Raw genomic sequence first — 23155 nt, 5'->3', positions numbered from 1 at the left:
ACGTTTCATTCGGGGGCAGTAGGGAACATCACACCGGCGCGGTCGATCCCCGTCGGCCGCAGGCCCCGGATCCGCCGCGGCGGCGGGGCCCGTGTGCGGCGCAGCTCAGCGGCGTCCGTGACCCTCGCTCAGGTGCTCCAGCACGGCGCGCGCCATGGCCTGCTCGCCCTGGGCGTTGGGGTGCGCGGGGGCCGCGGGCGAGGCCGGCTGCAACGGCTCGATCCAGCGGTCCGCCGGGGCCTTGCACATGTCGTGGCCGCGCGTGGGCCCGTAGGTGTCGACGTACTCCGCCCGGTTCCACTCGGCCACCAGGCGGAGCATCAGATTCAGTCGCTTCTCGGTGTCGCGCAGGTAGGGGAAGTCCTTCGACGCGAACGGGACCGAGGGGTAGCAGCCGCTGCCGTCGTCGGGCAGCAGGTCCGGGTAGCCGACGACGAGCACCCGGGCGCGGGGTGCCCTGGCGTGCACGGCCCGCAGGACACGGTCCACCTTCGGGGGCGTCTGCGCGATGGCGAGCGTCAGCCGGTCGATCCCGGAGGAGGCGTAGGAACGCCTGCACGGATCGCCCGTGGGGTCCTGGGAGCCCAGGCGGGCGCAGGTGGCGATGATGGAGCCGAAACCGATGTCGTTGCCGCCGATCTGAACCGTCACCAGATCGCTGTCGCGCCGCACGGCGTTCAGTTGGGGCGCGTTGGTGCCCTGCTCCTTCCACATGTTCTCGGTCGTCGCTCCGGCGCAGCTCACGTCCTTGAACGCGGTCACGTGCCGCTCCGCCGCCACGAGCGAGGGGTAGTTGTGGTCGGAACGGGCGCAGTCGGCGTCCACCTGCCGCGGGATGACGGGGCCTGAGGTGTAGGAATCCCCCAGTGACACGTACCGGGTGTCGCGACCGGGCCCCGCGCCGTGCGCCGCGGCGGGTGCCGTGGAGGCGGCGAAGAGGACGCAGCCGCCGAGGGCCGCGCCGACGGCGACCGGCCATCGGCGACGTCCGGGCGTTCCACCCGGATGCGTGTCGTGCGCTGCGGAAAGCGCGGCGTGCGCCATGGAAGTCCTCCCCCTGAGACCGGAACGTCGCGCGGAGCCCGCACCGGGCGGCGCTCGTTCGCCGGGGTCTGTATACCGGGCGCCGCGCCACCGGGACCAGGGGTCGGCACGAGCATTTCGTGGCATGTCCGCTTCATCAGAGCACGGCGCGGAGCCGCCCGGCACGACGCGCCAAAACTTGTAGGGCTCGTTTTCTTGAACTATTCGTGTTTGTGGGGGTAGGTTCGACGCCATGACCTCATCCCAGACTCCGACCACCGCCGAGGAGCTGCGCGGTGCCGGCCTGCGGGTGACGGCGGCCCGCGTCGCGCTGCTCGAGACCGTCCGGAAAGGTGACCACCTCGGCGTCGAGGCGATCGCCGACCGAGTGCGCGACCGCGTAGGGCACATCTCGCTTCAAGCCGTGTACGAGGCCCTCCACGCGCTCACCGCGGCGGGACTCATACGCCGTATCGAACCGGCCGGCAGCCCCGCCCGGTTCGAAGGACGCGTCGGCGACAACCACCACCACGTCGTGTGCCGGTCGTGCGGCGCCGTCGCCGACGTCGACTGCGCGGTCGGCGAGGCGCCCTGCCTGACCGCGTCCGACGACCACGGCTTCTCGATCGACGAGGCCGAGGTCGTCTACTGGGGCCTGTGCTCCGCATGTTCCACCGCCCGCAGTTCCTGAGCACCGTGATCCGCTTCATCCGGAAGGATTGCCATGACTGAGAACCACGACGCAGTCGTCACAGACCCGAAGACGGAGGGCTCGGGCGGCGGCTGCCCCGTCGCGCACGGGCGCGCCCTGCACCCGACTCAGGGCGGCGGCAACCACCAGTGGTGGCCGGAGCGGCTCAACCTGAAGATCCTCGCCAAGAACCCCGCCGTGGCCAACCCCCTCGGTGAGGAGTTCGACTACGCCGAGGCGTTCAAGAGCCTCGACCTCCCGGCCGTGAAACGGGACATCGCCGAGGTGCTGACGGACTCCAAGGACTGGTGGCCGGCCGACTTCGGCAACTACGGCCCCCTCATGATCCGTATGGCGTGGCACAGCGCGGGCACCTACCGCATCAGCGACGGCCGCGGTGGCGCCGGCGCCGGCCAGCAGCGCTTCGCCCCGCTCAACAGCTGGCCGGACAACGGCAACCTCGACAAGGCCCGCCGGCTGCTGTGGCCGGTCAAGAAGAAGTACGGCAAGAGCCTGTCCTGGGCCGACCTCATGATCCTCGCCGGCAACGTCGCGCTGGAGACGATGGGCTTCAAGACCTTCGGCTTCGGCGGCGGCCGTGAGGACGTCTGGGAGTCGGAGGAGGACGTCTACTGGGGTCCCGAGACCACCTGGCTCGGCGACGAGCGCTACACCGGCGACCGCGAGCTGGAGAACCCGCTCGGCGCGGTCCAGATGGGCCTCATCTACGTCAACCCGGAGGGCCCGAACGGCAACCCGGACCCGATCGCGGCGGCCCGCGACATCCGTGAGACCTTCCGCCGCATGGCGATGAACGACGAGGAGACCGTCGCCCTCATCGCCGGTGGCCACACCTTCGGCAAGACCCACGGCGCCGGCCCGGCCGACAACGTCGGCCCGGACCCCGAGGCCGCCCCGATCGAGCAGCAGGGCCTCGGCTGGAAGAGCACCTACGGCACCGGCAAGGGCGGCGACGCGATCACCAGTGGCCTCGAGGTCACCTGGACCGCCACGCCGACCCAGTGGAGCAACGGGTTCTTCAAGAACCTCTTCGAGTACGAGTACGAGCTCACGCAGAGCCCGGCCGGCGCCCACCAGTGGGTGGCGAAGAACGCCGAGGCGATCATCCCCGACGCGCACGACCCGTCGAAGAAGCACCTCCCGACGATGCTCACGACCGACCTGGCGCTGCGCTTCGACCCGGTCTACGAGCAGATCTCGCGCCGCTTCTACGAGAACCCGGACGAGTTCGCCGACGCCTTCGCCCGCGCCTGGTACAAGCTGACCCACCGCGACATGGGCCCGAAGTCGCTCTACCTCGGCCCGGAGGTCCCGGAGGAGACCCTGCTGTGGCAGGACCCGCTGCCCGAGGCCGAGGGCGAGCCGATCGACGCCGCCGACGTCACGGCCCTGAAGGCCAAGCTGCTCGACTCGGGCCTCACGGTCTCCGAGCTGGTGTCCACCGCCTGGGCGTCGGCCTCGACGTTCCGCAACAGCGACAAGCGCGGCGGTGCCAACGGCGCCCGCATCCGTCTGCAGCCGCAGGCGGGCTGGGAGGTCAACGAGCCCGACCGGCTGGCGCAGGTGCTGCGCGTCCTGGAGCGCATCCAGGCGGAGTTCAACACCGGCGCCAAGAAGGTCTCCCTGGCCGACCTGATCATCCTCGGCGGTGCCGCCGCCGTGGAGAAGGCCGCCAAGGACGCCGGCTTCGACGTCGAGGTGCCCTTCACCCCGGGCCGTGTGGACGCCACGGACGAGCACACCGACGCGGAGTCCTTCGCCGCGCTGGAGCCCACCGCCGACGGCTTCCGCAACTACGTCGGCAAGGGCAACCGTCTGCCGGCCGAGTACCTGCTGCTCGACAAGGCGAACCTGCTGGGCCTGAGCGCGCCCGAGATGACCGTCCTCGTCGGCGGCCTGCGCGTCCTCGGCGCCAACTACCAGCAAACCGCGCACGGTGTCTTCACCGACACACCGGGCAAGCTGACCAACGACTTCTTCGTCAACCTGCTCGACCTGGGCACGACGTGGAAGTCCACCTCGGAGGACCAGACCACCTTCGAGGGCCGCGACGACGCCACCGGCGAGGTCAAGTGGACCGGCACCCGTGCCGACCTCGTCTTCGGGTCGAACTCCGAGCTGCGCGCGCTCGCGGAGGTCTACGCGAGCGACGACGCGAAGGAGAAGTTCGTCAAGGACTTCGTCGCGGCGTGGGACAAGGTCATGAACCTCGACCGGTTCGACCTCGTCTGATCCCTCCGACCACGACGCCCAGGCAGGCCGCGCGGCCTGCCTGGGCGTCCTGCGTTTCCGGATACCGCACCCGCCCACCCCCGAATTTCGGCAAAATCCGCCCGGCCCTCAAATTCGGCCAGAAATGCGTATAAATTGTCTGGAAACGGGGCGGCGGAAAGGGGGCCGGCCATGCCCACAAAGCCCGACGTGTCAGCACCGCCCGGTGCGACGGCCCTCTCACCCCACTGGCCGCCGGACGCGGACCTCTTCGGGCCGGCCCCTGTCGTCTTCGCTTCCCTGAGCGGTCCCGGGCACGTCGTGGAGGCGGCGAACCCGGCGTTCTTCGACATCGTCTGCGGCGGCCGGAGGCGGACCGGTGTGCCGATCGCCGAGCTGATACCCGATGAGGCCCTCCAGGGCGTGATCAGCCGTATCCGAGAGGTGTACCGCAGCGGCGTCGCGCACCGCACCCGCGACAAACGGCTGATCCTCGGAGAACCCGGGGCGGAGCAGGAGAGGATCTTCGACCTCACCTATGAGCCCCGGCGGGACGCCCTGGGCCGGGTCGACGGCGTCGTGGTGATCGCCATGGACACCACCGCCTACCGGGACACGCAAGTGCTGGCGGCGGAGCAGCGTGCCCTGCTGGAGCAGATCGCACGCGAGGCCCCGCTGCAGGAGATCCTCACCGGTATGGCCCGGACCATCGAGGACTTCTCTCCGGGAATGATCGTCTCCGTGCTGCTCGTCGACGCCGACGGCAGGCGGCTGCGGCACGGTACCGGCCCGAGCCTGCCCGACTTCTACAACGAGGCGATCGACGGGGTCCCGATCGGCGAGGGGCAGGGATCCTGCGGCACCACCGCGTACCGGCGCGCCCCGGTGGTCTGTACCGACATCGCCACCGATCCGCTGTGGGCGCAGTACCGCGACCTGGCGAAGCGGGCCGGAGTCGCGGCCTGCTGGTCCACCCCGATCCTGAGCACGGACGGCCAGTTGCTGGGCACCTTCGCCATGTACCACAGGACGCCGAAGATCCCGGAGCTGAAGGACATGGCGCTCGGCGCCGCCTTCACACGCATCGCGGCCCTGGCCATCGAGCGTCACCAGGCCGTCGCGGCGGGCCTCGCCGCACGGCGGCGGGAGAGTTCGGCCCGTGACGACCTGGCCTTCGTCCTGGAGGCGAGCACCGCCATCGCCCGCGAGCAGCACTACGCGAACAGCCTGCGGTGTCTGGCCCAGCTCACGGTCCCGAGGCTGGCGCAGCTGTGCGCCGTCTACGTGGCCGACGGCGGCCACCGCAGCCGGATCGCCTCCGCGGCCCGGACCCGGGCGGACGAGGAACTGCTCGTGGCGCCGGAGTGGTGGGAGCTGGTGGACCACGCGGCCGCCCGCGTGCTGGCCTCCGGCACGACGGAGACCGGGTCCCTCCACGTCGGCTCCGGCTCGGAGCGGGGCAAACGCAGCGTCGGTTACCTGTGCGTACCGCTCACGGCGCGCGGATCGACCTTCGGCGCCCTGGCCCTGCTGGCCGTCGACCGGGGCTGGGACGGCCACGTCGTCGCGCTGGCCGAGGACCTGGCCGGCCGGGCGGCCCTCAGCGCCGACAACGCCCGCCAGTTCACGCACCGGGTGCGGCTCGCCCATGACCTCCAGGCCGGCCTGCTGCCGCCGAAGCTGCCGCAGGTTCCGGGCGCGGCCCTGGCGGCCTCCTACCATCCGGCCGGCGAGGGTCTCGACGTCGGCGGCGACTTCTACGACGTCTTCCCGCTGCCCGGCGACCGCTGGGCCCTCATGATCGGCGACGTGTGCGGCCACGGCGCGGTGGCCGCCACCACGACCGGAATGGTCCGGCACACGGCACGTGCGGTAGCCCGGCTGCTGCGCGACCCCGAGGCCGTGGTCGCCGCGATCAACGAGGCGCTCGCCGAGCACACCGCGGACCAGGACCTCTTCGTCTCCCTCGTCTACGGGGAACTGCGGCACACCACCACCGGACAGGCGGTGACCCTGATGCGCGCCGGCCATGTGCCGCCGCTCGTGCGCCGCGCCGACGGCACCGTGGAGCGGCTCGTGCCGCCCGGCCTGCTGCTGGGCCTCGGCTGGGACGGCGTGGGATCACCCGTGCGCGTCGAGCTGCACCCGGGCGACGGCCTGGTCCTCGTCACGGACGGCATCACCGAAGCGCGGTCGCCGGACGGCGAGCTGTTCGGCGAGGACCGCCTGGCCGACGCGCTCACCAGGGTTCCCCCCACCGCCGCCGCCCTGCTGGAGTCCGTCACCACCGCCGTCGCGGCCTTCACCCACGACACCTCCCTGGACGACCAGGCCGCACTCGTGGTGACCGCCACATGAGCTGACCGCCGTACGAGCCCGACGGCCGTACGAGCCCGACGGCCGCTCAGCGCCCCGGACAGCAGGGCGCTCAGGGCTCGCGGTGCTCGTGTGCCGCTCGTTCCAGTTCCGCGGCCTCGGCCTCGGCCAGCCGCTTCTCGGCCTCCACGTCGATCGACCGTGTCAGCAGCCAGTACAGCAGCGCGGCGACCGGCAGCCCGATGAACAGGGAGATGTCGGCTCCGCCGAGCGCCTCGGCGGCGGGCCCGACATAGAGGTTCGGGACGGAGAAGAACGGCACCATGGCGGCGAACCCCACCAGGTACGCGATGATGCCGTGCAGGCCCCAGCGCCCGTAGATCCCCCGCGGATTGAAGATCTCGGCGATGGCGTAGTGCCCGCGGCGCACGACGTAGTAGTCCATCAGGTTGACCGCGGTCCACGGGATGAACAGGTAGAGCACCAGCAGCAGGAAGTTGTTGAAGTTCTGAAGGAAGTTCGATGTCGCGGACAGCGCGCCGATCAGCGAGAGCGCCGCGGTCAGTCCGATGGTCACCAGCCGTACGGCGAGCGTCGGGCGCACCCGTCTGAAGGAGTCCAGGGCGCTGATGAGCGTCAGCGACCCGCCGTACATGTTCAGCGCGGTGACCGATATCAGCCCCAGCGCGGCGAACAGCAGCACGATCGCGCCGAATCCGCTGAACACCTTGTCGCCCGCGGCGTCGATCGAGCGGATGGTGTCGAAGTCCTTGCCCGCCCAGGCGGCGAGCAGCGTCCCGAGCACCATCAGCCAGATTCCGCCGAGCGCCGAGCCGAAGTAGGTCCAGTAGAAGGTCTTGCGGACCGTCACGTCCGGCGGGAGGTACCTCGAGTAGTCGGAGACGTAGATGGCCCAGCTGATCTGGTAGCCGGCGACCACGCCGAACTGGGCGAGGAACGGCGTCCATCGGAAGGCGCCGAGGTCGAACGAGCCCGGAGGGTAGTGCAGCGTGACCAGGATCCCCACGGTGAAGATCCCGAAGACGACCAGGAACGTGTACGTCAGCACCTGCTCGGCCCGGTGGATGACGTCGTAGCCGACCAGTGCCACGACGAAGGCGACGAGGGTGACCACGACCACCCACGGTTTGACGCCTCCGTGCACCGTGGTGTGCAGGGCCTCACCGGCGAGGATGGTGTTGAAGACGTTGAACCCGGCGTACTGCAGGTAGGCGAAGAGCCACACCAGAAGGGCCCCGACATAGCCGAACTGAGGCCGTGACTGGATCATCTGGGGCAGTCCGAGCTGCGGGCCCTGGGCCGAGTGGAAGGCCATGAAGAAGGTGCCGACGACGGTCCCCGCCACGATCGCGATGAGCGACCAGACCAGGTTGCCGCCCTCGGTGATGCTGATCAGGCCCACCGCCAGCGTGGCGATCTGCGCGTTCGACATGAACCACAGGGGCCCGAGATGCCACAGCTTGCCGTGGCGCTCGTCCAGGGGGACGTAGTCGATGGAGCGGACCTCCAGCCCCGGCATCCGCGGCTCTGCTGATGTGCTTGTCACGGCGCCTCCCGCGTGCCGATCTGCCCCGGGTGACACGATCTTCCCTGGAACTCCACTGGTCAAGAGGCGTGTCGTAACATCCGGAATTCTGCTTTCCGGGGCGGCGCCACGGGGTCGCATGAGGCGGGCCCCCGGAGGGATCTGTGCCCCATTTGTTCTGTTTGCCCGCATGAGATGGGGTTACCCGCCCAGTGAACGACGCTCAGAGGAGGGCAGTGCCGTGAGCAATGCGACGATGGAACGCAAGGAAGCGGCGAGGCTTCCGGAAGGCGACGTGGTCCGTGTCCTGCTGGAGCAGCACGCACGGATCCGTGACCTGTTCGACGGCGTGAAGAGCGCGCAGGGCGAGCAGAAGAAGCGGACCTTCGACGAGCTGAGGGCGCTGCTGGCGGTGCACGAGACCGCGGAGGAGCTGATCCTGCGCCCCACCGCGAAGGAGACGGCCGGTGAGGCCGAGGCCGAGGCCCGCAACCACGAGGAGGAGGAGGCCAACAAGGTCCTCGCCGAGCTGGAGAAGATGGACGTCACCAGCGCCGAGTTCGACGCGAAGCTCGCCGCCTTCGAGAAGGCCGTCATCGACCACGCCGAGCACGAGGAGCAGGAGGAGTTCCCCGCTGTTCGGAGCGGTTGCGACGAGGAGCGGCTCAAGAACCTCGGGACCAGGCTGCAGATGGTCGAGAAGGTCGCACCGACCCATCCGCACCCCACCGCGGCGGGATCCCGCGCGGCCCAGATGCTGACCGGCCCCTTCGCGTCCATGGTCGACCGGGTGAAGGACGCGATCTCCGGATCGTCGGGCCGCACCTGAGACAGACGTGCGAACCGGCAGAAGGGCGACGCCACCGTCGGCGGACACCGGCGGTGGCGTCGCCCTGTCGGCGGCCCGCCGTCAGGGCTCCTGCGTGTCATCGCCCGCTTCGCCGCGCTGCTGCCGGGAGGCCCGGGGCGGATGGGCCGCGCCCGTGCCGCCCGGCTGGCCGCCCCCGGTGGTGCCGTAGCCGCCGGGAACACCGGGCGCCCTGTCGGCGTCCGCCTCCTCCTCCGTCACGTGGCGCCGGGCCCTGACGCCCGCACGGCGCTCCGGATAGGGGTATTCGAACGGGCGCGAAGCGGCGCGCTGCTCGTCTGCCTCGCGCTGCTCCCGGGCGGCCTGCTCGGCCGTCCGCCGCTCGTCACTGTCCTGGTTGCGGTGCTGGTCGTTCATGCGCGCCGAGTACCCAGGGCCCGGGGTCCGGCAACACGTCCGTGCGCGCCCGGCATCCGGCGTGCCGCGAAGGCACCGGGGCTGCGCGGCGCGGCCCGACCTGTGGCCGGCCGGCGCCGGGGACCGACGACGACACCCCGGTTATCCGCCCGTCGACCGGGGCACCCGGTGTGCCGGGCGAGCCCTCCCGGGGTCGCCGTATCCAGCCGTATCCAGCCGAATCCACAAGGAGACGTGGGACATGGGACATGGAGGGAACGTCATCGACGAACTGATGACGGACCACCGGGAAGTGGAGGAGCTCTTCGGCCGGATCGAGGCGCTGCCGCCAGGTGACAAGAACCGCAAGGTGTACGCCGATCAGGCCGTCATGGAGCTCGTGCGCCACTCGGTGGCCGAGGAGGCCTACCTCTACCCGGCCGTGCGGCAGTACCTGCCCGACGGGGACGCGGTGGCCGACAAGGAGATCGAGGACCACTCCAAGGCTGAACAGATCATGAAGGATCTGGAGCGGCACGAGGCCGACGCCCCGGAGTTCGACCGGCTCATCGGGATGCTCATGACCGAGATCCGGTCCCACGTGGCCGACGAGGAGGGGAACCTCTTCCCGAGGCTGCGCGACACGGCTTCCGCGGAAGCCCTCGACGAACTGGGCGACAAGGTCCGGCGGGCGAAGCAGACGGCACCGACCCGCCCGCACCCCTCGGCCCCGGACAAGCCGCCGGCCAACAAGCTGCTCGCGCCCGGCGCCGGCCTGGTGGACCGTATCCGCGACGCGCTCTCGGGGCGCGGGGAGAAGGACTGACAGGACCGGGAGTTCACCGGTCGGGCCGGTCGGTGCGGGAGCGGATCTCGTACCGGCTGAGCGCCTGCCGGAGCTGGTCGAGCTCCGGGTCGGGCAGGGCGTCACCCTGTGCGAACCTCAGGATGTGCTCGGCGACCACCCGCAGCTTGGTGTTGGTGTGCTGGGAGACGTCGCGCAGGACGCGCCACGCCTCCTCCGGCGCGATCCGCCCCAGCACGACCACGGCACCCATGGCCTGGTCGATGGTGGCATGGGAGGTCACCGCCCGCCGAAGCTGCGCGTTCTCCTCGTGCAGCCGCTCGTTCTCCGTCGCCAGGTCGGCGGGGGAGAGCAGATGGTCGGGCAGGTGCGGAGAGTGCCGCTTGGATGTCGCGTGGAACGCCATGGTGTGCCCCTGGATGAACGAGTGGCCGCAGTTCCAGCTTCCCCCAGGTCGGCGCCGTGGACGACCCGGGTCCGCGGTGTGTCCGTCGGCCGCGCCTAGGCGCTGCGCGGCCGACGGGCCGTCCTCTTCTCCGCGGCCCCCTTCTCCGCGGTCTTCCGCTGCGCGGTCTTCTTCCGCGTGGTGTCCTTCTGCGTTGCGTCCTTCTGTGTGGAGGTCTGCGCGGAGGTCTGCGCCGTGGCCTTCGCCGCGCTCTTCTGCGCGGTCTTCTTCGTGGTCTTCTTCCCGGCGGTCTTCTTCGCCGCCGTCTTCCCGGCGGGTGCCTTCTTCGCCGTCCCCCTGGCGGCGGCCTTCTTCTCCGGCAGCTCGTGGACCTCGGCCTCGGTCTCCTCGCCGCGGGAGGCCTTCGCCTGGGCCACGGACGCCTGGAGCGCGGTCATCAGGTCCAGCACCTTGCCGGGCGCCGCCTCCGGCTCCGGCAGCTCGGGCGGCGCCTGCCCCTCACGTCGGGCCTCGATCACCTGCTCGAGCGCTTCGGTGTAGTGGTCGACGAAGTCGGGACCCTCGAGGTCCTCACGGGTCATTCGATCGATCAGGTGTTCGGCTTCGGTGATCTCGTCGTCGGTGAGCCGGACCTGCTGCGGAGCCAGCTCCCCCGGGTCGCGGATCTCGTCGGGCCAGCGCATCGCGTGCAGCACGATCGCCTCGTCCCGCACCCGCAGCAACCCCAGCCTCTCCCGGCCGTGCCAGGCGAACTTCGCGACGGCGACCTTCGACGTCCGCTCCAGCGCCTTGCGCAGCAGGGCGTACGGCTTCGCGGCGACCGTGCCGGAGGCCTGCAGGTAGTAGCCCTCGCCGATGCGCAGGGGATCGATCGACCCGGCCGGCACGAACGCGGAGATCTCGATGGCCTTCGCCGTCGGCAACGGCAGCTCGCGCAGCTCCTCGTCGAGCACGGGCACGACCCGCTCCCCGGACAGCTCGTAGCCCTTGCCGATCTCCTCCTGCGGGACCTCGCGGTCCTCCAGCTCGCAGTACTTGCGCACCCGGACCCGGCCCATGTCCTGAAGGTGGTACTGGTGGAAGCGCACGCTGTGGTCCTCGGTCGCGGGCACCACATTGACCGGAATCGTGACCAGACCGAAGCTGATCGCTCCCGACCAGATGCTCCGGGGCATCGCAGACCTCCGTGACATGCCCCGAGGGCACCAGCCTACGAAGGGCGCGGGCCCGTGGCACGACGAAGCGGTCCGCAGGACTGACGACGGCCGCGAACGGCGAGCGCCGGGTGAACCGTGAAGGAACTCTTGGTGTCCGCGCCTGTCGCAGGGCCGTTCGGGCGTACGGTGCTTCCTGACATCAGGTGATCGCGCCCGCCGCTCGGGCGCGTCGGTACGTTGGCACGTCGTCCGGGGAGGCGCGGAGCAAAATGCCGGTGCCCGGCCTCGCATCACGGCGGGCCCGACTGTGGGCCGCGGGCGGAGCGTTCCTCACCCTCGCCCTGGTGACGGCTCTGCTCGCCACCGCCCTCGGCGGGGCGCGCCGCGCCCGGGCCGCCGACGACGGCCTGCCGCACACCACCGTCGAGGTCTCACCGAGCGGCTGCGGCCGCGGCTGGAACCACCCGGTTTCCGGCCTCCAGGTCTTCGACCTGCACAACACCTCCAGCGGACCCGCCGAGGTCTACCTCGAGGACGCCCGCACCCGGGCCGTCTACGGCGAGCTGGAGGGCCTCGCCCCCGGCACCACACGGTCGTTGACCGTGCGCCTCGGCACCGGCTCGTACACCTTCACCTGCCTGCCCGACGACGCCGACGCGGTCACCGGCCCGACCGTCCGCATCACCTCGGGACGGTCCGGACCCGCGGCGGCCCCCGTCACCGAGCACGACCTGATCCCCCTGGCGATCGACTACCAGAAGTGGGTCGCGGGCGGTCTGGACGACGTCGTACGGCTGACCGGGCGGCTGAAGGACGCCATCGACCGCGGCGACCTCGGCGGCGCCCGGACCGCCTGGCTCCCCGCGCATCTGGAGTACGAGCGGCTGGGCGCGGCGTACGACGCCTTCGGCGACGCGGACAAGCAGATCAACGGAACGGACGCCGGGCTCGCCGGAGGCGTCCACGACCCGTCCTTCGCCGGCTTCCACCGCATCGAGTACGGGCTGTGGCACGGCCAGTCCGCCACCACCCTGCGCACCCCCGCGGACGCCCTCGCCAAGGCCGTCACCGCGCTCCGCGACACCTGGGCCCAGGCCCGTATGGACCCGGCACAACTGGGCCTGCGAGCACACGAGATCCTGGAGAACACCGTGCAGTTCGAGCTGACCGGGCGCACCGACTACGGCAGCGGCAGCAACCTCGCCACCGCCCGGGCCAACCTCGACGGCACCCGCGCCGTGCTGTCCCGGCTGCACCCCCTGCTCACCACCCGGTATGCGGACCTGCCCGCCCTCGACCGGGAACTGGACCGCGCCCAGCACACCCTGGACGGCTTCCACCACGGTGCGGGCTGGACCCCGCTCGACCACCTGGACCGCACGCAGCGCGAACAGGTCGACGCCGTCCTCGGCGACCTGGTCGAGCGGCTCGCCTCGGTGGCGACGCTCTGCGACCCGCGGAGGACGGTGTGAGTACGTCCGCGGAGACGAGCGGGGTCGGACGGCGCGGCTTCCTGCGCGGGGCGGCCCTCGCGGGCGCCGGGCTCGCGGCGGGCGGCGCGGCCGCCCCGGCCACCACCGGCGGCACCAGTGCGTCGCCCGTCGCGCCGTTCCACGGCCCGCACCAGCAGTCGGTGCTCGCCGCCCCGCGCCGGGTCACCGTGTTCACCGCCCTCGACGTGACCGCCCAGAGCCGGGCGGACCTCGCCGACCTCCTGCGCACCCTCACCAGCCGGGCCCGCTTCCTCACTTCGGGCGGCGCGCCCTCGCCCGTCGGCATCACCGGCCCGCCCGCCGACTCCGGCATCCTCGGCGAGCGACTGCCCTCCGGCGCGCTGGCGGTGACCGTCGGCGTCGGCGCGTCCCTCTTCGACGACCGCTTCGGCCTCGCCGGCCACCGCCCGCGCCGGCTGACGACGATGCCGTCCTTCCCCGACGACGACCTCAGACCCGAGTGGTGCCACGGCGATCTCAGCCTCCAACTGCACGCCGACGACTCGGACACCGTGCTGCACGCCCTGCGCGACATCGCCCGGCACACCCGCGGCGGCCTGCAGGTCCGCTGGCGCCTCGACGGATTCTCCAGCCCGCCGCGCCCCTCCGGCGCACCGCGCAACCTGATGGGCTTCAAGGACGGCACGGCCAACCCCGACACCGCCGACACCCGCGCGATGGACAGCCTGGTGTGGGTGGGCAAGGGCATGGGCGAACCGGACTGGGCCGTCGGCGGCAGCTACCAGGTCGTCCGGCTGATCCGCATGCTCGTGGAGTTCTGGGACCGGGTGTCCCTCACCGAGCAGGAGAGGATGTTCGGCCGGTCCCGGGAGACCGGCGCCCCCCTGGACGGGAACGCCGAGCACGACACGCCCGACTACCCGAACGACCCCAAGGGCGACGTCATCCCGCTGGACGCCCACATACGCCTGGCCAACCCGCGCACGGCGGCCACGGCCGACCAGCGGATCCTGCGCCGCGGCTACAACTACGACGCGGGCATGGACAGCAACGGCAACCTCGACATGGGACTGCTGTTCTGCTGCTACCAGCAGGACCTGGTCCGGCAGTTCGAGACCGTGCAGCGCCGCCTCGCGGGCGAACCCCTCACCGACTACATCAAGCCATTCGGCGGCGGCTACTTCTTCGCACTGCCCGGTGTGCGCGACAGCGCGGACTGGTACGGACGGAACCTGCTGACCTAGCCCCCTGAACAGGCGTGGGGCGCCGATGAGTCAATGGTCGGTCAAGTTTTCCCATGGCTTCCCTGACCTGGTGTTCACTTGATCGCCACCGCGCCTCCAGCATCATGCCGTTCGGCCAGCAGAGCATCCCTGACCGTATGGCGCAATCACGTTCGTGCCCGGAAGGTGAACAAGCATGGCCAGCAGAGGTAGACGAGCAACAATGAGGAGCCTCGGCGCGCTCGCGGGCGCCGCCGCGCTCACGGCCCTGGGGGCCGGAGCGCCCGCCTGGGCGGCGCCGGACGGCCACGGCACCCACTCCTCGACGGCCACGCCCATCAAGCACGTGGTCGTCCTCTTCGACGAGAACATCTCCTTCGACCACTACTTCGCGACCTACCCGAAGGCCGCCAACACCGACGGCACGAAGTTCACGGCGTCGAAGAAGACCCCGAAGGACATCGACACCCTCGCCCACGCAGGGCTGCTGACGAAGAACCCGAACCAGTACGCGCCCAAGCGGCTCACCCCGGCCCAGGCCATGACCTGCGACCAGAACCACGCCTACGGGCCCGAGCAGTACGCGTACAACGGCGGCAAGAACGACCAGTTCGTCCAGAACACCGACTCGGGCAAGTGCTCCGGCAACCTGTTCGGCGAGCCGGGCCTGGTCATGGACTACTACGACGGCAACACCGTCACCGGGCTGTGGAACTACGCCCAGCACTACGCCCTCAACGACCACTCCTACAGCTCGGTCTACGGCCCTTCCACCCCCGGCGCGCTCAACCTGGTCTCCGGCCAGACGCACGGCGTCATCTCCGTGGACCCCACCACCGGCACCGAGAACCCGAAGCAGACCTCGACGCCGGACTCGTACACCGTCGCGTCGCCGAACGCCCAGGGTGTCGGAACGGTCATCAACGACCCGGACCCGGCCTACGACGACTGCGCCGACAACGACCACACGAGCAAGAACGCGCTGGCCTCGATGCAGGGCCGCAACATCGGTGACGTCCTCAACTCCAAGAAGGTCACGTGGGGTTGGTTCCAGGGCGGCTTCCGTCCGTCCACCGCGTGGGACGGCAAGCAGGGCGACTACGCCAAGTGCGACACCACGCACACCAACGTCGGCGGTGCCGCGGTCAAGGACTACAGCCCGCACCACTCGCCGTTCGAGTACTACAAGTCGACGTCCAACCCGCACCACCTGCCGCCGAAGAGCGTCGACGAGATCGGCCACAACGGCCAGGCGAACCACAACTACGACCTGACCGACTTCGACGCGGCCCTGAAGGCGGGCAAGCTGCCGGCGGTCAGCTTCCTCAAGGCCGGCGAGTACCAGGACGGCCACGCCGGCTACTCCGACCCGATCGACGAGCAGCACTTCCTGGTGAACGAGGTCAACGCGATCCAGAAGTCGCCGCAGTGGAAGTCGACCGCGGTCGTCATCGCCTACGACGACTCCGACGGCTGGTACGACCACGCGTACGCCAAGCCGCGCAACGGTTCCACGGACACCTCCGTCGGCTCCAACGGCAAGGCCACCGACAGCCCGGCCTGCCAGGCGGGCCCGGCCCCGGCCGGCGGCTACCAGGACCGCTGCGGCCCCGGCACCCGTCAGCCGCTGCTCGTGATCTCCCCGTACAGCAAGGTCAACAAGGTCGACCACACGCAGACCGACCAGTCCTCCATCATCCGCTTCATCGAGGACAACTGGCACACCGGCCGCGTCGGTGACCACTCCTTCGACGCCACCGCCGGTTCCCTGGCGGGCATGTTCGACTTCCGGCACCCGAACAACAAGCAGGTGCTGCTGAACGCGGACGGCTCGGTGAAGTCGGTCGGCCCGATCCACCACGTGGCCCCGGTCTCGACCAGCATCACCCCGGGCCCGGCGATGCAGAACACCGCCGCCACGACGGACGCCTCGTCGTTCCCCGCCCTCCCGGTGGGCATCGCGGCGGGCGCCCTGGTCGCGGCCGGCGCGACCGGCACCTTCCTCACCCTGCGGCGCAAGGAGCGCGCGGGCGCCTGATCCGGCACGCCCGCACCCGTGAGCGGTGGCCCCGGTGACCCCGGGGCCACCGCCCGTTTCCCGTGCTGCTGCGACCCATCGGGGCCTAGCGGCTCCGGTGGGCCAGTACGTCCACCAACTGCCCGTGGAGGCCCGCAGGCGCCGCGAGGAAGCTCTCGGATTCCGCCGTCCACGGACGGCCGTCGGCGTCGGTGACCAGGGCGCCCGCCTCACGGGCCACCAGCGCCCCCGGCAGCAGGTTGGCGGCGTCGCGGCCGAACTGCCAGAAGGCGTCGAGGCGTCCGGCCGCCGTGTCGGCGATCTGCCACGAGGTGGGCCCCAGGTTGCGCACGGCGCCCACGTGGGGCAGCAGGGCGGCCAGCGAGCGTCCGGCCTCCTCGGCCGCCTTCGGCTGCCGGGTGATGAACGGAGGATGGCTGCCGGCCACGACGGCGGCGGCCGGGTCGGTCTTGGCCGACGGGGTGATCGGCCGCCCGTCGCGGGTGGCGCCGCCGCCGAGGGACGCCAGACAGGTCTCGCCCAGCGGCGGCGCGTGCAGGGCGGCCGCCACGGGCTCGCCGTCCCGGACCAGCGCCAGGCTCACACAGAACTGCGGCAGGCCCTGGAGGAACTGCACCGCGCCGTCGACGACGTCGACCACCCACACCTCGCCGTCGGGCAGCGGGGCGAGGCCGTCCAGTTCGTCCGCCCAGGCGACGCCGGGCCGCAGCGCGTCCAGGTGCTCGCGCATCACGGCGACCGCCGGCCCCTCCAACGCGTCGAAGGCCCGGGCGAGTTCGTCGCGGGAGACGGCGGGGGCGGGCCGCGGCGTGGCCGACAGCAGCGCGCCCACCTCCTGTGCGGCGGCGGCCATGGGGGCGAGCAGGTCCTCGTACGCCATCATCGGCTCCTTCAGGCGGGAAATCGGTTCGACGCGACGATCCTCCGCGCTGCCGGCCACCAGGGGTCATCACAGGGCGCCTGTGTGAGCGATACTGACGTTCATGGCCAGTGGAGCGGCTGATTCCGTACTCGACGAGCGTGACCAGCGGCTGATCGCTGCGCTGCAGTGCGACGGACGGCTGACCGCCGAGCGGGCCGGTGAGGTCCTCGGGATGAGCCCGCGCACCGTGCACAGACGCTGGCAGGCCCTCGTCGCCGACGGTGTCTGCCGGGTGATCGCGCTGCCGGCCCGGCCGGACTCCGTCGGCGCGCTGTTCCTGCGGATCCGGGTGATCGGCGGCAGGCTCGACGCGCTCACCGCCGCGCTGGCGGCCCGTCCCGACGTCCCGTTCATCGACGTCTCCGCGTCCGGGGACGAGATCCTCGCCGTCTCCTGGACCCGGCCCGGCACCCGGGACCACCTCGTCTTCCGCGAACTGCCCGCCACCCGCGCCGTCACCTCCGTGGCAGCGGACACCGTCCTGCACGTGTTCGCGGAGGCCACCGACTGGCGGCACGACGTGCTCAGCGACGCCGAACGCGCCGCGCTGACCCCCGGACGGCCGCCGGGAGCGGCGGCCACGGGACCGCTGGACGACATCGACCGCGACATCCTCGCCGCGCTCGAGGACGACGCCAGGGCACCGGCGGCGGCGGTCGCCGCGCGCACGGGACACCCGGACTCCACGGTCCGGCGCCGCATCGCCCGGCTCACCCACGCCGGCCGGGTCCTCACCCACGTCGTGGTCGATCCGAGACGGCTCGGGCTCCTCATCGACGCCAACCTCATGGTGCGGGTCCGGCCCGACCGCCTCGACACGGTGGGGCGCACGCTGGCGGCGCATCCGGCGGTGCACGGCGCCTTCGCCACCACCGGCGCGTCCAACCTGCACCTCGCGGTCTGGGTACGGGACCTGGAAGACCTCTACCGGTTCATCACGCGGGACCTCGGCGGCCTCGGCGTCGACGGCACCGAGACCGTGATCGTGGGCCACGCCGTGAAACGCCCCGGCAAGGGGCCCGCCCCGAACCGGACGTCCCGGACCTGACCCCGCCGCCACGGTGCCGTACGGGGGAACACACCGGCCGGGGCCGGTGCCTGACCCGTGCGGCATGCATGGCCCGGCCCGGGATGGGTACGCGAGGCGGGAGTGCGCCCGGAGTCGCTGGTTCCGGGGCGTGCCCGCCCGTATCTACCTGGGGATTTGCCATGGACACTCCGGACAAGAACCACCACCCGACCGCGGCCCAGGCGGCACTGGACACCCTCGCAGTGGACGCCGGGGACTCGGAGGCGCTGGACACGCTGGCCGGGAGCGATGTGCTCGTCCCCGTGCCGGACGACGCCAGCGACGAGGACGCCAACAACCCGAACACCGTCGCGCTGCCCGTCCTGGAGCAGCCGGACGGCGAACAGACCGTCCCGGTGTTCACCTCGGAGACGGAGATGGCGGACCTGCTGCCGTTCGTCTCCCGCTATCGACTGGTGCCGCTCGGCGCGCTCGCGTCCCAGTGGCCCACCGGAGACCTCACCCTCACCATCGACGCGGCCTCGCCGCACGGGCTGACCCTCAACTCGGACGGCGTGCGCACGCTGCTGGCGCGGCCGTAGGGCCGACGCACAGGGCACACACGGCGCGCACGACGGCGTCGCAGGCGGCGGCTCGCGACGCCCCCGGGCACGGGCCGGGCCGGCGCGGGCCGGGCCGCGGTTCACAATGACGGCATGAGATGGATCTCCGGCGTGGCCGGCGCCCTGGTCCTGATGGCCGTGCTCTCGAGCATCGTCCGCACGCTGGTGGTGCCCCGCGGGCTGTACTCGGTCCTCGTCTACCGGCTGTGGTGGGCGCTGCGGCGGCTGCTGCGGCTGGCCGCGCCCGGCGGCCGCTACGAGGCCATCGACCGGGCGCAGACCTGGCTCGCCCCGCTGATCCTCATCGGCATGCTCGCCATCTGGCTCGGCGGGGCACTCACGGGCTACGGTCTGCTGCTGTACTGCCTGTCGCCGCTGAGCTGGAGCAACGCGTTCCGAGAGGCCGGCTCCAGCCTGTTCACCCTCGGCTTCGCCAGCGGCATGCGGCTGCGGCTGTCCGCGCTGGACTTCGTCGCAGCGGCCACCGGGCCCGTGGTCATCGCCCTGCAGATCGCCTACCTGCCCACCCTGTACGCCGCCTACAACCGCCGCGAACTGGAGGTCACGCTGCTGCAGTCCCGGGCCGGCGAGCCCGCCTGGGGCCCGGAGATCCTGGCCCGTCAGTGGCTCGTCGACACCGAGACCGCGCTGCCCGAGCTGTACCGGGCCTGGGAGCGGCTGGCCTCCGACATCGGCGAGAGCCACTCCACCTACCCGGTGCTGATCTCGTTCCGCTCGCCGCGCCCGTACCGGAACTGGCTGGTGGGGCTGCTCGCCGTCATGGACGCGGCGGCCCTGCAGCTCTCCCTCACGCCGCGCGCCGCCCCACCGGAGGCCCGCCTGGTGCTCCGGGCCGGGTTCACGGCCCTGCGCGACATCGCCCGCTCGCTGCGCTTCCCGTTCGAGGCCGACCCGGCACCCGACGCCCCGATCCGCCTCACCTTCACGGAGTTCGACGCGGCCGTGTCGATGCTGGAGGCGACCGGCTTCACGGCGGAGCGGACGGCGCGGGAGGCCTGGCCGCACTTCCACGGCTGGCGGGTCAACTACGAGGCGGTCGCCTACGAACTGTGCCGCCGCTGCGACGCCGTACCCGCGCTGTGGAGTGGCCCACGCGACTTCGACTGCCCCCAGATCCCGCCACTCCGCCCGGTGGACCGGCGGCCCGCGGCGGGGTGACCGGGGCCGGGAGCGACGGCCGGACCGCCGGCCCCGCCGGGAGTGCGGCGGTTGCCGCCGCCCGCGCCGCGGGGTCAGGCGGTGACGCTGTCGGCCAGCTCGGAGAACTCCTCGTCGGTGAGCTCGATCTCGGCGGCCGCGACGTTCTGCTCGAGGTGGGCGACGCGCGAGGTGCCGGGAATGGGGAGCATGACGGGGGAGCGGCGCAGCAGCCAGGCGAGCGCGAGCTGTGACGGGCTCGCTCCGTGCTGCTTGGCCGCGCTGTCCAAGGGACCGCCGGCGCGGGCGAGTTCACCCGTGGCCATGGGGAACCACGGGATGAAGGCGAGGTTCTCCCGCTCGGCGTGGTCCAGCACGTCCTCGGCGCTGCGGTCGGCGAGGTTGTACAGGTTCTGCACCGACACGATGTCCGCGATCTCGCGTGCCTCCTCGATCTGCTCGACGGTGACCTCGGACAGGCCGATGTGCCGGATCTTGCCCTCCTGTTGCAGGAGCACCAGTTCACCGAGCTGGTCCGCCAGCGGCACCTTGGGGTCGATACGGTGCAGCTGGAAGAGGTCGATGCGCTCCACACCGAGGTGACGCAGACTCAGCTCCGCCTGCTGGCGCAGGTATTCGGGCCGGCCCAGCGGACGCCAGTCGTCCGGCCCGGAGCGCGTCAGGCCGGCCTTGGTGGCGATGACGAGGTCGTCCGGGTAGGGGTGGAGCGCCTTGTGGATCAACTGCTCGCTGACGAAGGGCCCGTAGGAGTCGGCGGTGTCGATGAAGTTCACCCCCAGCTCCACGGCACGCCGCAGCACACGCACGGCTTCGTCGGGGTCCTCGGGCTCGCCCCAGATGCCGGGGCCGGTCAGCTGCATGGCTCCGTAACCGAGCCGGTGGACGGGCAGGTCACCCCCCAGGGAGAAGATGCCGGAGGCCTCGGCGGGGCGGGAAGCAGAGGGGCTGGTCATGGGGGTGTCCTTCGGGCGAGGGGACGAGGACGGCGTCGCGGATCTCCCGCGTGCGCGTACGGGGGCGGATACCCGAGATCCGGTGCCGTACCACCATCGTGATCCGCCGACGGCTGCGGCGCACCCCCGGTCGGCCTGCGCCCGCCGGGACCCGGGCACGGTGGGCGCACCCCGCCTTCGGCCGTGTGCCGGCGCCCACTCCGCCGGGCCGCACAGCGGTGCGCAGCCGGACCGCCGGCCACGGGGTGGCCCGCCCGGTCGGAAGACCCGTGCCCCGGGCGTCGTGGGCCACAGGCCCATGATGTTCGGCGCGCCCGGGCGGGGCCGCCGGGTCAGGACGTCAGCATGCGGGTGAGGACGTCGCGTTGCAGTGGCAGCACCTCGGCGTGCAGCGCGCGGCCCTTCTCGGTCAGGGCGACCCACACCCCGCGCCGGTCCTCCGCGCACACCGAGCGCCGCACCAGGCCGTCCTTCTCCAGCCGCCCGATCAGCCGGGACAGCGCGCTCTGGCTCAGATGGACGCGCCCGGCGATGTTCTGCACCCGGCACTGGTCGCCGTGCGCGGGTGTCTCCGCGGCGAGGATGTCCAGGACCTCGAAGTCGCTGGCGCCGAGGCCGTGGGGGTGCAGCACACGGTCGATCTCGCACATGGTGCGCGCGTGCACCGACAGGATCTCCCGCCACCGTTCCTCGAGCCGGGCGTCGGCCGTCTTCGCTGCCATACCCGAACGGTAACAGAAAAACCCCCGTTTGTTTACTTTGCAACTAGTGCGTGTGCAAGCACTTCGCGCAGGGTGAAACCGCTACGCGACCGGGTCCTGGAGGAGGCCCACGAGGTTCCCGTCCGCGTCCTTCACCGAGGCGATCAGCCTGCCGCCGCCGACGTCCTGGACGTCCTGCAGCACCTCGGCCCCGGCGTCCACCAGCGCCCCGAGCCGGGCCCTGATGTCGGACACGTGCCAGTAGGGCACCGGCCCGGTGAGCCCCTTGGCGTGCCCGTTCGGGTCCAGCCCGACGTCCTGCCCGGCGACCTTGAATCCCACGTAGTACGACTCGTCCGCGTACGGCTCCGTCTCCAGCAGGGCGCTGAAGATCGACTTGGCCGCGGCCAGGTCCTTGACGGGGTAGATGATGGTCTGCAGACCCGTGGTCATGGTGTGCTCCTCGGCGGTGGGTGGGCCGGCGTCGTTCGCCGGTGGTCTCACGCTACGGCGGGGGAGCTGCGGGCGGCTTCTCCAAAACTGACCGGCCGCACGGGGGCGCCGGCGGCCCGGTGGGCCGGGCGACGCGCCCGTGCGGTCGTGAAGGTCACGCCGACTCGCCTCTCACCAGTTCCGTCGGGAGGATCACCGCCGCCGGTTCCTCGCCGCCGATCTGCGCCGGCAGGACGCGGACCATCTCGTTGCCGATCCGGTCCCACGGCTGACGGATGGTGGTGAGAGCCGGGCTCACGGCCGTGGCCGCGGGGGAGTCGTCGAAGCCGCCCACCGCCGCGTCCTCGGGGACCCGGCGGCCCGCCCGCCGAAGTGCGGTCAGGTCGGGGGCGACGAACACCGCGTCCATGTCCGGCGCCTGCGCCAGCAGACGTTCCGCGCCCGCCTCGCCGCCGGCCCGGCTGTAGTCGCCCGGGACGATCAGCCTCTCGTCGATCTCCAGACCCGCCTCGCCGAGGACCTCCTTGGAGCCGGCGAGCCGCTCCACGCCAGCCCGGTGTGTCCAGCGGCCCCGTGACCACGCCGATCCGCCGTCGGCCCACGGACAGCAGATGGCGAGGGAGGCCACCTGGACCGCGGTCACCGGCAACGGCTGGGACCCGACCGACCCGTACTCCGGCAACGGGTGGGAGAACCAGGCCCTGTTCGACTACGACAACAAGGCGACCCCGGCGATGAACTGGTTCAGCCACCGCTGAAACACCGCTGAATCACCGGGAAGCCATGGCCCCGGCCGCGTGTGCGGCCGGGGCTCCGCGCGTTCAAGGGACCGTTCGGCCGTCTGAGTTCGGCCCGATCGGGCCTCGGCCCCGCACCGTCCGTCACGGCAGAGTGGGACCAGAGGGCGGTACGGAAGGGACGAGATGCTGAAGAGACCCGCCGGTGACAGGCGGCTGCGGATCCTGGAGTGGCTGAAGGACCCGGCTGCCCACTTCCCGCCCCAGCGGCACGCCGATCTCGCCGAGCACGGCGTGACCGCGACCGCCATCGCCTCGAAACTCGGCGTTCCCCGCTCCGTCGCCGAGTCCGACCTGCGCCTCCTCGCCGCCATCGGCCTCCTCCGCACGAGGAGGCTCCGCCGCCGCACCCACTACCGCCGCGACGAGGTCCGCATCGCCGAAGTCGCGCGGATGCTGGAGAAGGGCTGGTGAGTCACCGAC

Annotated in this window: 21 protein-coding genes and 1 pseudogene; 12 read left to right on the top strand and 10 right to left on the bottom strand. The window is 71.6% G+C overall.

The genetic code is table 11. The annotated features are described in order from the left end of the window. Positions 1 to 105 precede the first annotated feature (105 nt). Positions 106 to 1044 carry an SGNH/GDSL hydrolase family protein gene (locus ACZ4SW_RS10585; protein ID WP_468240636.1) on the bottom strand — a complete coding sequence of 313 codons (939 nt, stop codon included), beginning with the start codon at positions 1042 to 1044 and terminating at the stop codon, positions 106 to 108. A 232-nt stretch (positions 1045 to 1276) separates the two neighbouring features. On the opposite strand from ACZ4SW_RS10585, the gene ACZ4SW_RS10580 reads away from it, so the two are divergent. From ACZ4SW_RS10580 to ACZ4SW_RS10570, 3 genes are all read left to right on the top strand, one after another. Then, positions 1277 to 1714 carry a Fur family transcriptional regulator gene (locus ACZ4SW_RS10580; protein WP_468240634.1) on the top strand — a complete coding sequence of 146 codons (438 nt, stop codon included), beginning with the start codon at positions 1277 to 1279 and terminating at the stop codon, positions 1712 to 1714. Positions 1715 to 1747: 33 nt separating this feature from the next. After that, on the top strand, positions 1748 to 3967 hold the full coding sequence (katG, locus tag ACZ4SW_RS10575; protein WP_468240632.1) for a catalase/peroxidase HPI: 2220 nt from the start codon (positions 1748 to 1750) through the stop codon (positions 3965 to 3967). Between the two features lie 171 nt (positions 3968 to 4138). Continuing rightward, positions 4139 to 6304, top strand: a complete 2166-nt coding sequence (locus ACZ4SW_RS10570; RefSeq protein WP_468240629.1) for a SpoIIE family protein phosphatase — start codon at positions 4139 to 4141, stop codon at positions 6302 to 6304. A gap of 70 nt (positions 6305 to 6374) precedes the next feature. Here ACZ4SW_RS10570 and ACZ4SW_RS10565 read toward each other — a convergent pair whose 3' ends face one another. Then, a complete protein-coding gene (locus ACZ4SW_RS10565) occupies positions 6375 to 7829 on the bottom strand; it encodes a purine-cytosine permease family protein (RefSeq protein ID WP_468240627.1) in 1455 nt (484 codons plus the stop codon). 220 nt (positions 7830 to 8049) lie between these two features. Between ACZ4SW_RS10565 and ACZ4SW_RS10560 the strand changes: the two genes are divergently transcribed. Further along, positions 8050 to 8637 (top strand): hemerythrin domain-containing protein, encoded by a 588-nt coding sequence (locus ACZ4SW_RS10560; RefSeq protein ID WP_468240623.1) that lies wholly within the window; start codon positions 8050 to 8052, stop codon positions 8635 to 8637. 81 nt (positions 8638 to 8718) lie between these two features. Here ACZ4SW_RS10560 and ACZ4SW_RS10555 read toward each other — a convergent pair whose 3' ends face one another. Continuing rightward, on the bottom strand, positions 8719 to 9033 hold the full coding sequence (locus tag ACZ4SW_RS10555) for a hypothetical protein (RefSeq protein ID WP_468240620.1): 315 nt from the start codon (positions 9031 to 9033) through the stop codon (positions 8719 to 8721). 241 nt (positions 9034 to 9274) lie between these two features. On the opposite strand from ACZ4SW_RS10555, the gene ACZ4SW_RS10550 reads away from it, so the two are divergent. Next, entirely contained in the window at positions 9275 to 9838 is a 564-nt protein-coding gene (locus tag ACZ4SW_RS10550; protein ID WP_468240617.1) for a hemerythrin domain-containing protein, read from the top strand. 13 nt (positions 9839 to 9851) lie between these two features. Here the strand turns inward: ACZ4SW_RS10550 and ACZ4SW_RS10545 are convergent, their stop codons facing one another. Both ACZ4SW_RS10545 and ku read right to left on the bottom strand, forming a co-directional pair. After that, positions 9852 to 10223 (bottom strand): ANTAR domain-containing protein, encoded by a 372-nt coding sequence (locus ACZ4SW_RS10545; RefSeq protein ID WP_468240615.1) that lies wholly within the window; start codon positions 10221 to 10223, stop codon positions 9852 to 9854. Between the two features lie 95 nt (positions 10224 to 10318). Beyond that, positions 10319 to 11398 carry a non-homologous end joining protein Ku gene (gene ku / locus ACZ4SW_RS10540; RefSeq protein WP_468240613.1) on the bottom strand — a complete coding sequence of 360 codons (1080 nt, stop codon included), beginning with the start codon at positions 11396 to 11398 and terminating at the stop codon, positions 10319 to 10321. Between the two features lie 251 nt (positions 11399 to 11649). Here ku and ACZ4SW_RS10535 point away from each other — a divergent pair, with 251 nt between their 5' ends. From ACZ4SW_RS10535 to ACZ4SW_RS10525, 3 genes are all read left to right on the top strand, one after another. Then, entirely contained in the window at positions 11650 to 12852 is a 1203-nt protein-coding gene (locus tag ACZ4SW_RS10535) for an EfeM/EfeO family lipoprotein (protein ID WP_468240610.1), read from the top strand. Further along, positions 12849 to 14078, top strand: a complete 1230-nt coding sequence (gene efeB / locus ACZ4SW_RS10530) for an iron uptake transporter deferrochelatase/peroxidase subunit (protein ID WP_468240608.1) — start codon at positions 12849 to 12851, stop codon at positions 14076 to 14078. Before ACZ4SW_RS10535 ends, efeB begins: the two co-directional genes overlap by 4 nt. Before the next feature lie 175 nt (positions 14079 to 14253). Further along, on the top strand, positions 14254 to 16095 hold the full coding sequence (locus ACZ4SW_RS10525; protein WP_468240606.1) for a phospholipase C: 1842 nt from the start codon (positions 14254 to 14256) through the stop codon (positions 16093 to 16095). A gap of 85 nt (positions 16096 to 16180) precedes the next feature. On the opposite strand, the gene ACZ4SW_RS10520 is transcribed toward ACZ4SW_RS10525, so the two are convergent. Beyond that, on the bottom strand, positions 16181 to 16975 hold the full coding sequence (locus ACZ4SW_RS10520) for an inositol monophosphatase family protein (RefSeq protein ID WP_468240604.1): 795 nt from the start codon (positions 16973 to 16975) through the stop codon (positions 16181 to 16183). Positions 16976 to 17078: 103 nt separating this feature from the next. Between ACZ4SW_RS10520 and ACZ4SW_RS10515 the strand changes: the two genes are divergently transcribed. From ACZ4SW_RS10515 to ACZ4SW_RS10505, 3 genes are all read left to right on the top strand, one after another. Beyond that, entirely contained in the window at positions 17079 to 18065 is a 987-nt protein-coding gene (locus ACZ4SW_RS10515; RefSeq protein ID WP_468240601.1) for an Lrp/AsnC family transcriptional regulator, read from the top strand. A 161-nt stretch (positions 18066 to 18226) separates the two neighbouring features. Then, the gene (locus tag ACZ4SW_RS10510) at positions 18227 to 18628 is read left to right on the top strand and encodes an SseB family protein (RefSeq protein ID WP_468240599.1); all 402 of its coding nucleotides are present in this window, start codon (positions 18227 to 18229) and stop codon (positions 18626 to 18628) included. 114 nt (positions 18629 to 18742) lie between these two features. Next, on the top strand, positions 18743 to 19828 hold the full coding sequence (locus ACZ4SW_RS10505; RefSeq protein WP_468240596.1) for a hypothetical protein: 1086 nt from the start codon (positions 18743 to 18745) through the stop codon (positions 19826 to 19828). Between the two features lie 74 nt (positions 19829 to 19902). On the opposite strand, the gene ACZ4SW_RS10500 is transcribed toward ACZ4SW_RS10505, so the two are convergent. The 4 genes and pseudogenes from ACZ4SW_RS10500 to ACZ4SW_RS10485 form a co-directional block, all read right to left on the bottom strand. Further along, positions 19903 to 20781 carry an aldo/keto reductase gene (locus ACZ4SW_RS10500; RefSeq protein WP_468240594.1) on the bottom strand — a complete coding sequence of 293 codons (879 nt, stop codon included), beginning with the start codon at positions 20779 to 20781 and terminating at the stop codon, positions 19903 to 19905. Positions 20782 to 21113: 332 nt separating this feature from the next. Then, the gene (locus ACZ4SW_RS10495) at positions 21114 to 21503 is read right to left on the bottom strand and encodes a MarR family winged helix-turn-helix transcriptional regulator (protein ID WP_468240591.1); all 390 of its coding nucleotides are present in this window, start codon (positions 21501 to 21503) and stop codon (positions 21114 to 21116) included. 81 nt (positions 21504 to 21584) lie between these two features. Then, a complete protein-coding gene (locus ACZ4SW_RS10490) occupies positions 21585 to 21935 on the bottom strand; it encodes a VOC family protein (RefSeq protein ID WP_468240589.1) in 351 nt (116 codons plus the stop codon). Positions 21936 to 22089: 154 nt separating this feature from the next. Beyond that, positions 22090 to 22624, bottom strand: a pseudogene (locus tag ACZ4SW_RS10485) (LacI family DNA-binding transcriptional regulator); the annotation flags it as partial. Between the two features lie 234 nt (positions 22625 to 22858). Between ACZ4SW_RS10485 and ACZ4SW_RS10480 the strand changes: the two are divergent. Then, complete coding sequence (locus tag ACZ4SW_RS10480) at positions 22859 to 23146, top strand: ArsR family transcriptional regulator (protein ID WP_468240586.1); 288 nt, start codon at positions 22859 to 22861, stop codon at positions 23144 to 23146. The last annotated feature ends 9 nt before the right edge of the window (positions 23147 to 23155 follow it).

The organism is Streptomyces sp. NPDC028331, assembly GCF_055565775.1.
The sequence above is the reverse complement of the archived record's forward strand: the minus strand, read 5'-3'. Positions and strand labels throughout refer to the sequence as shown.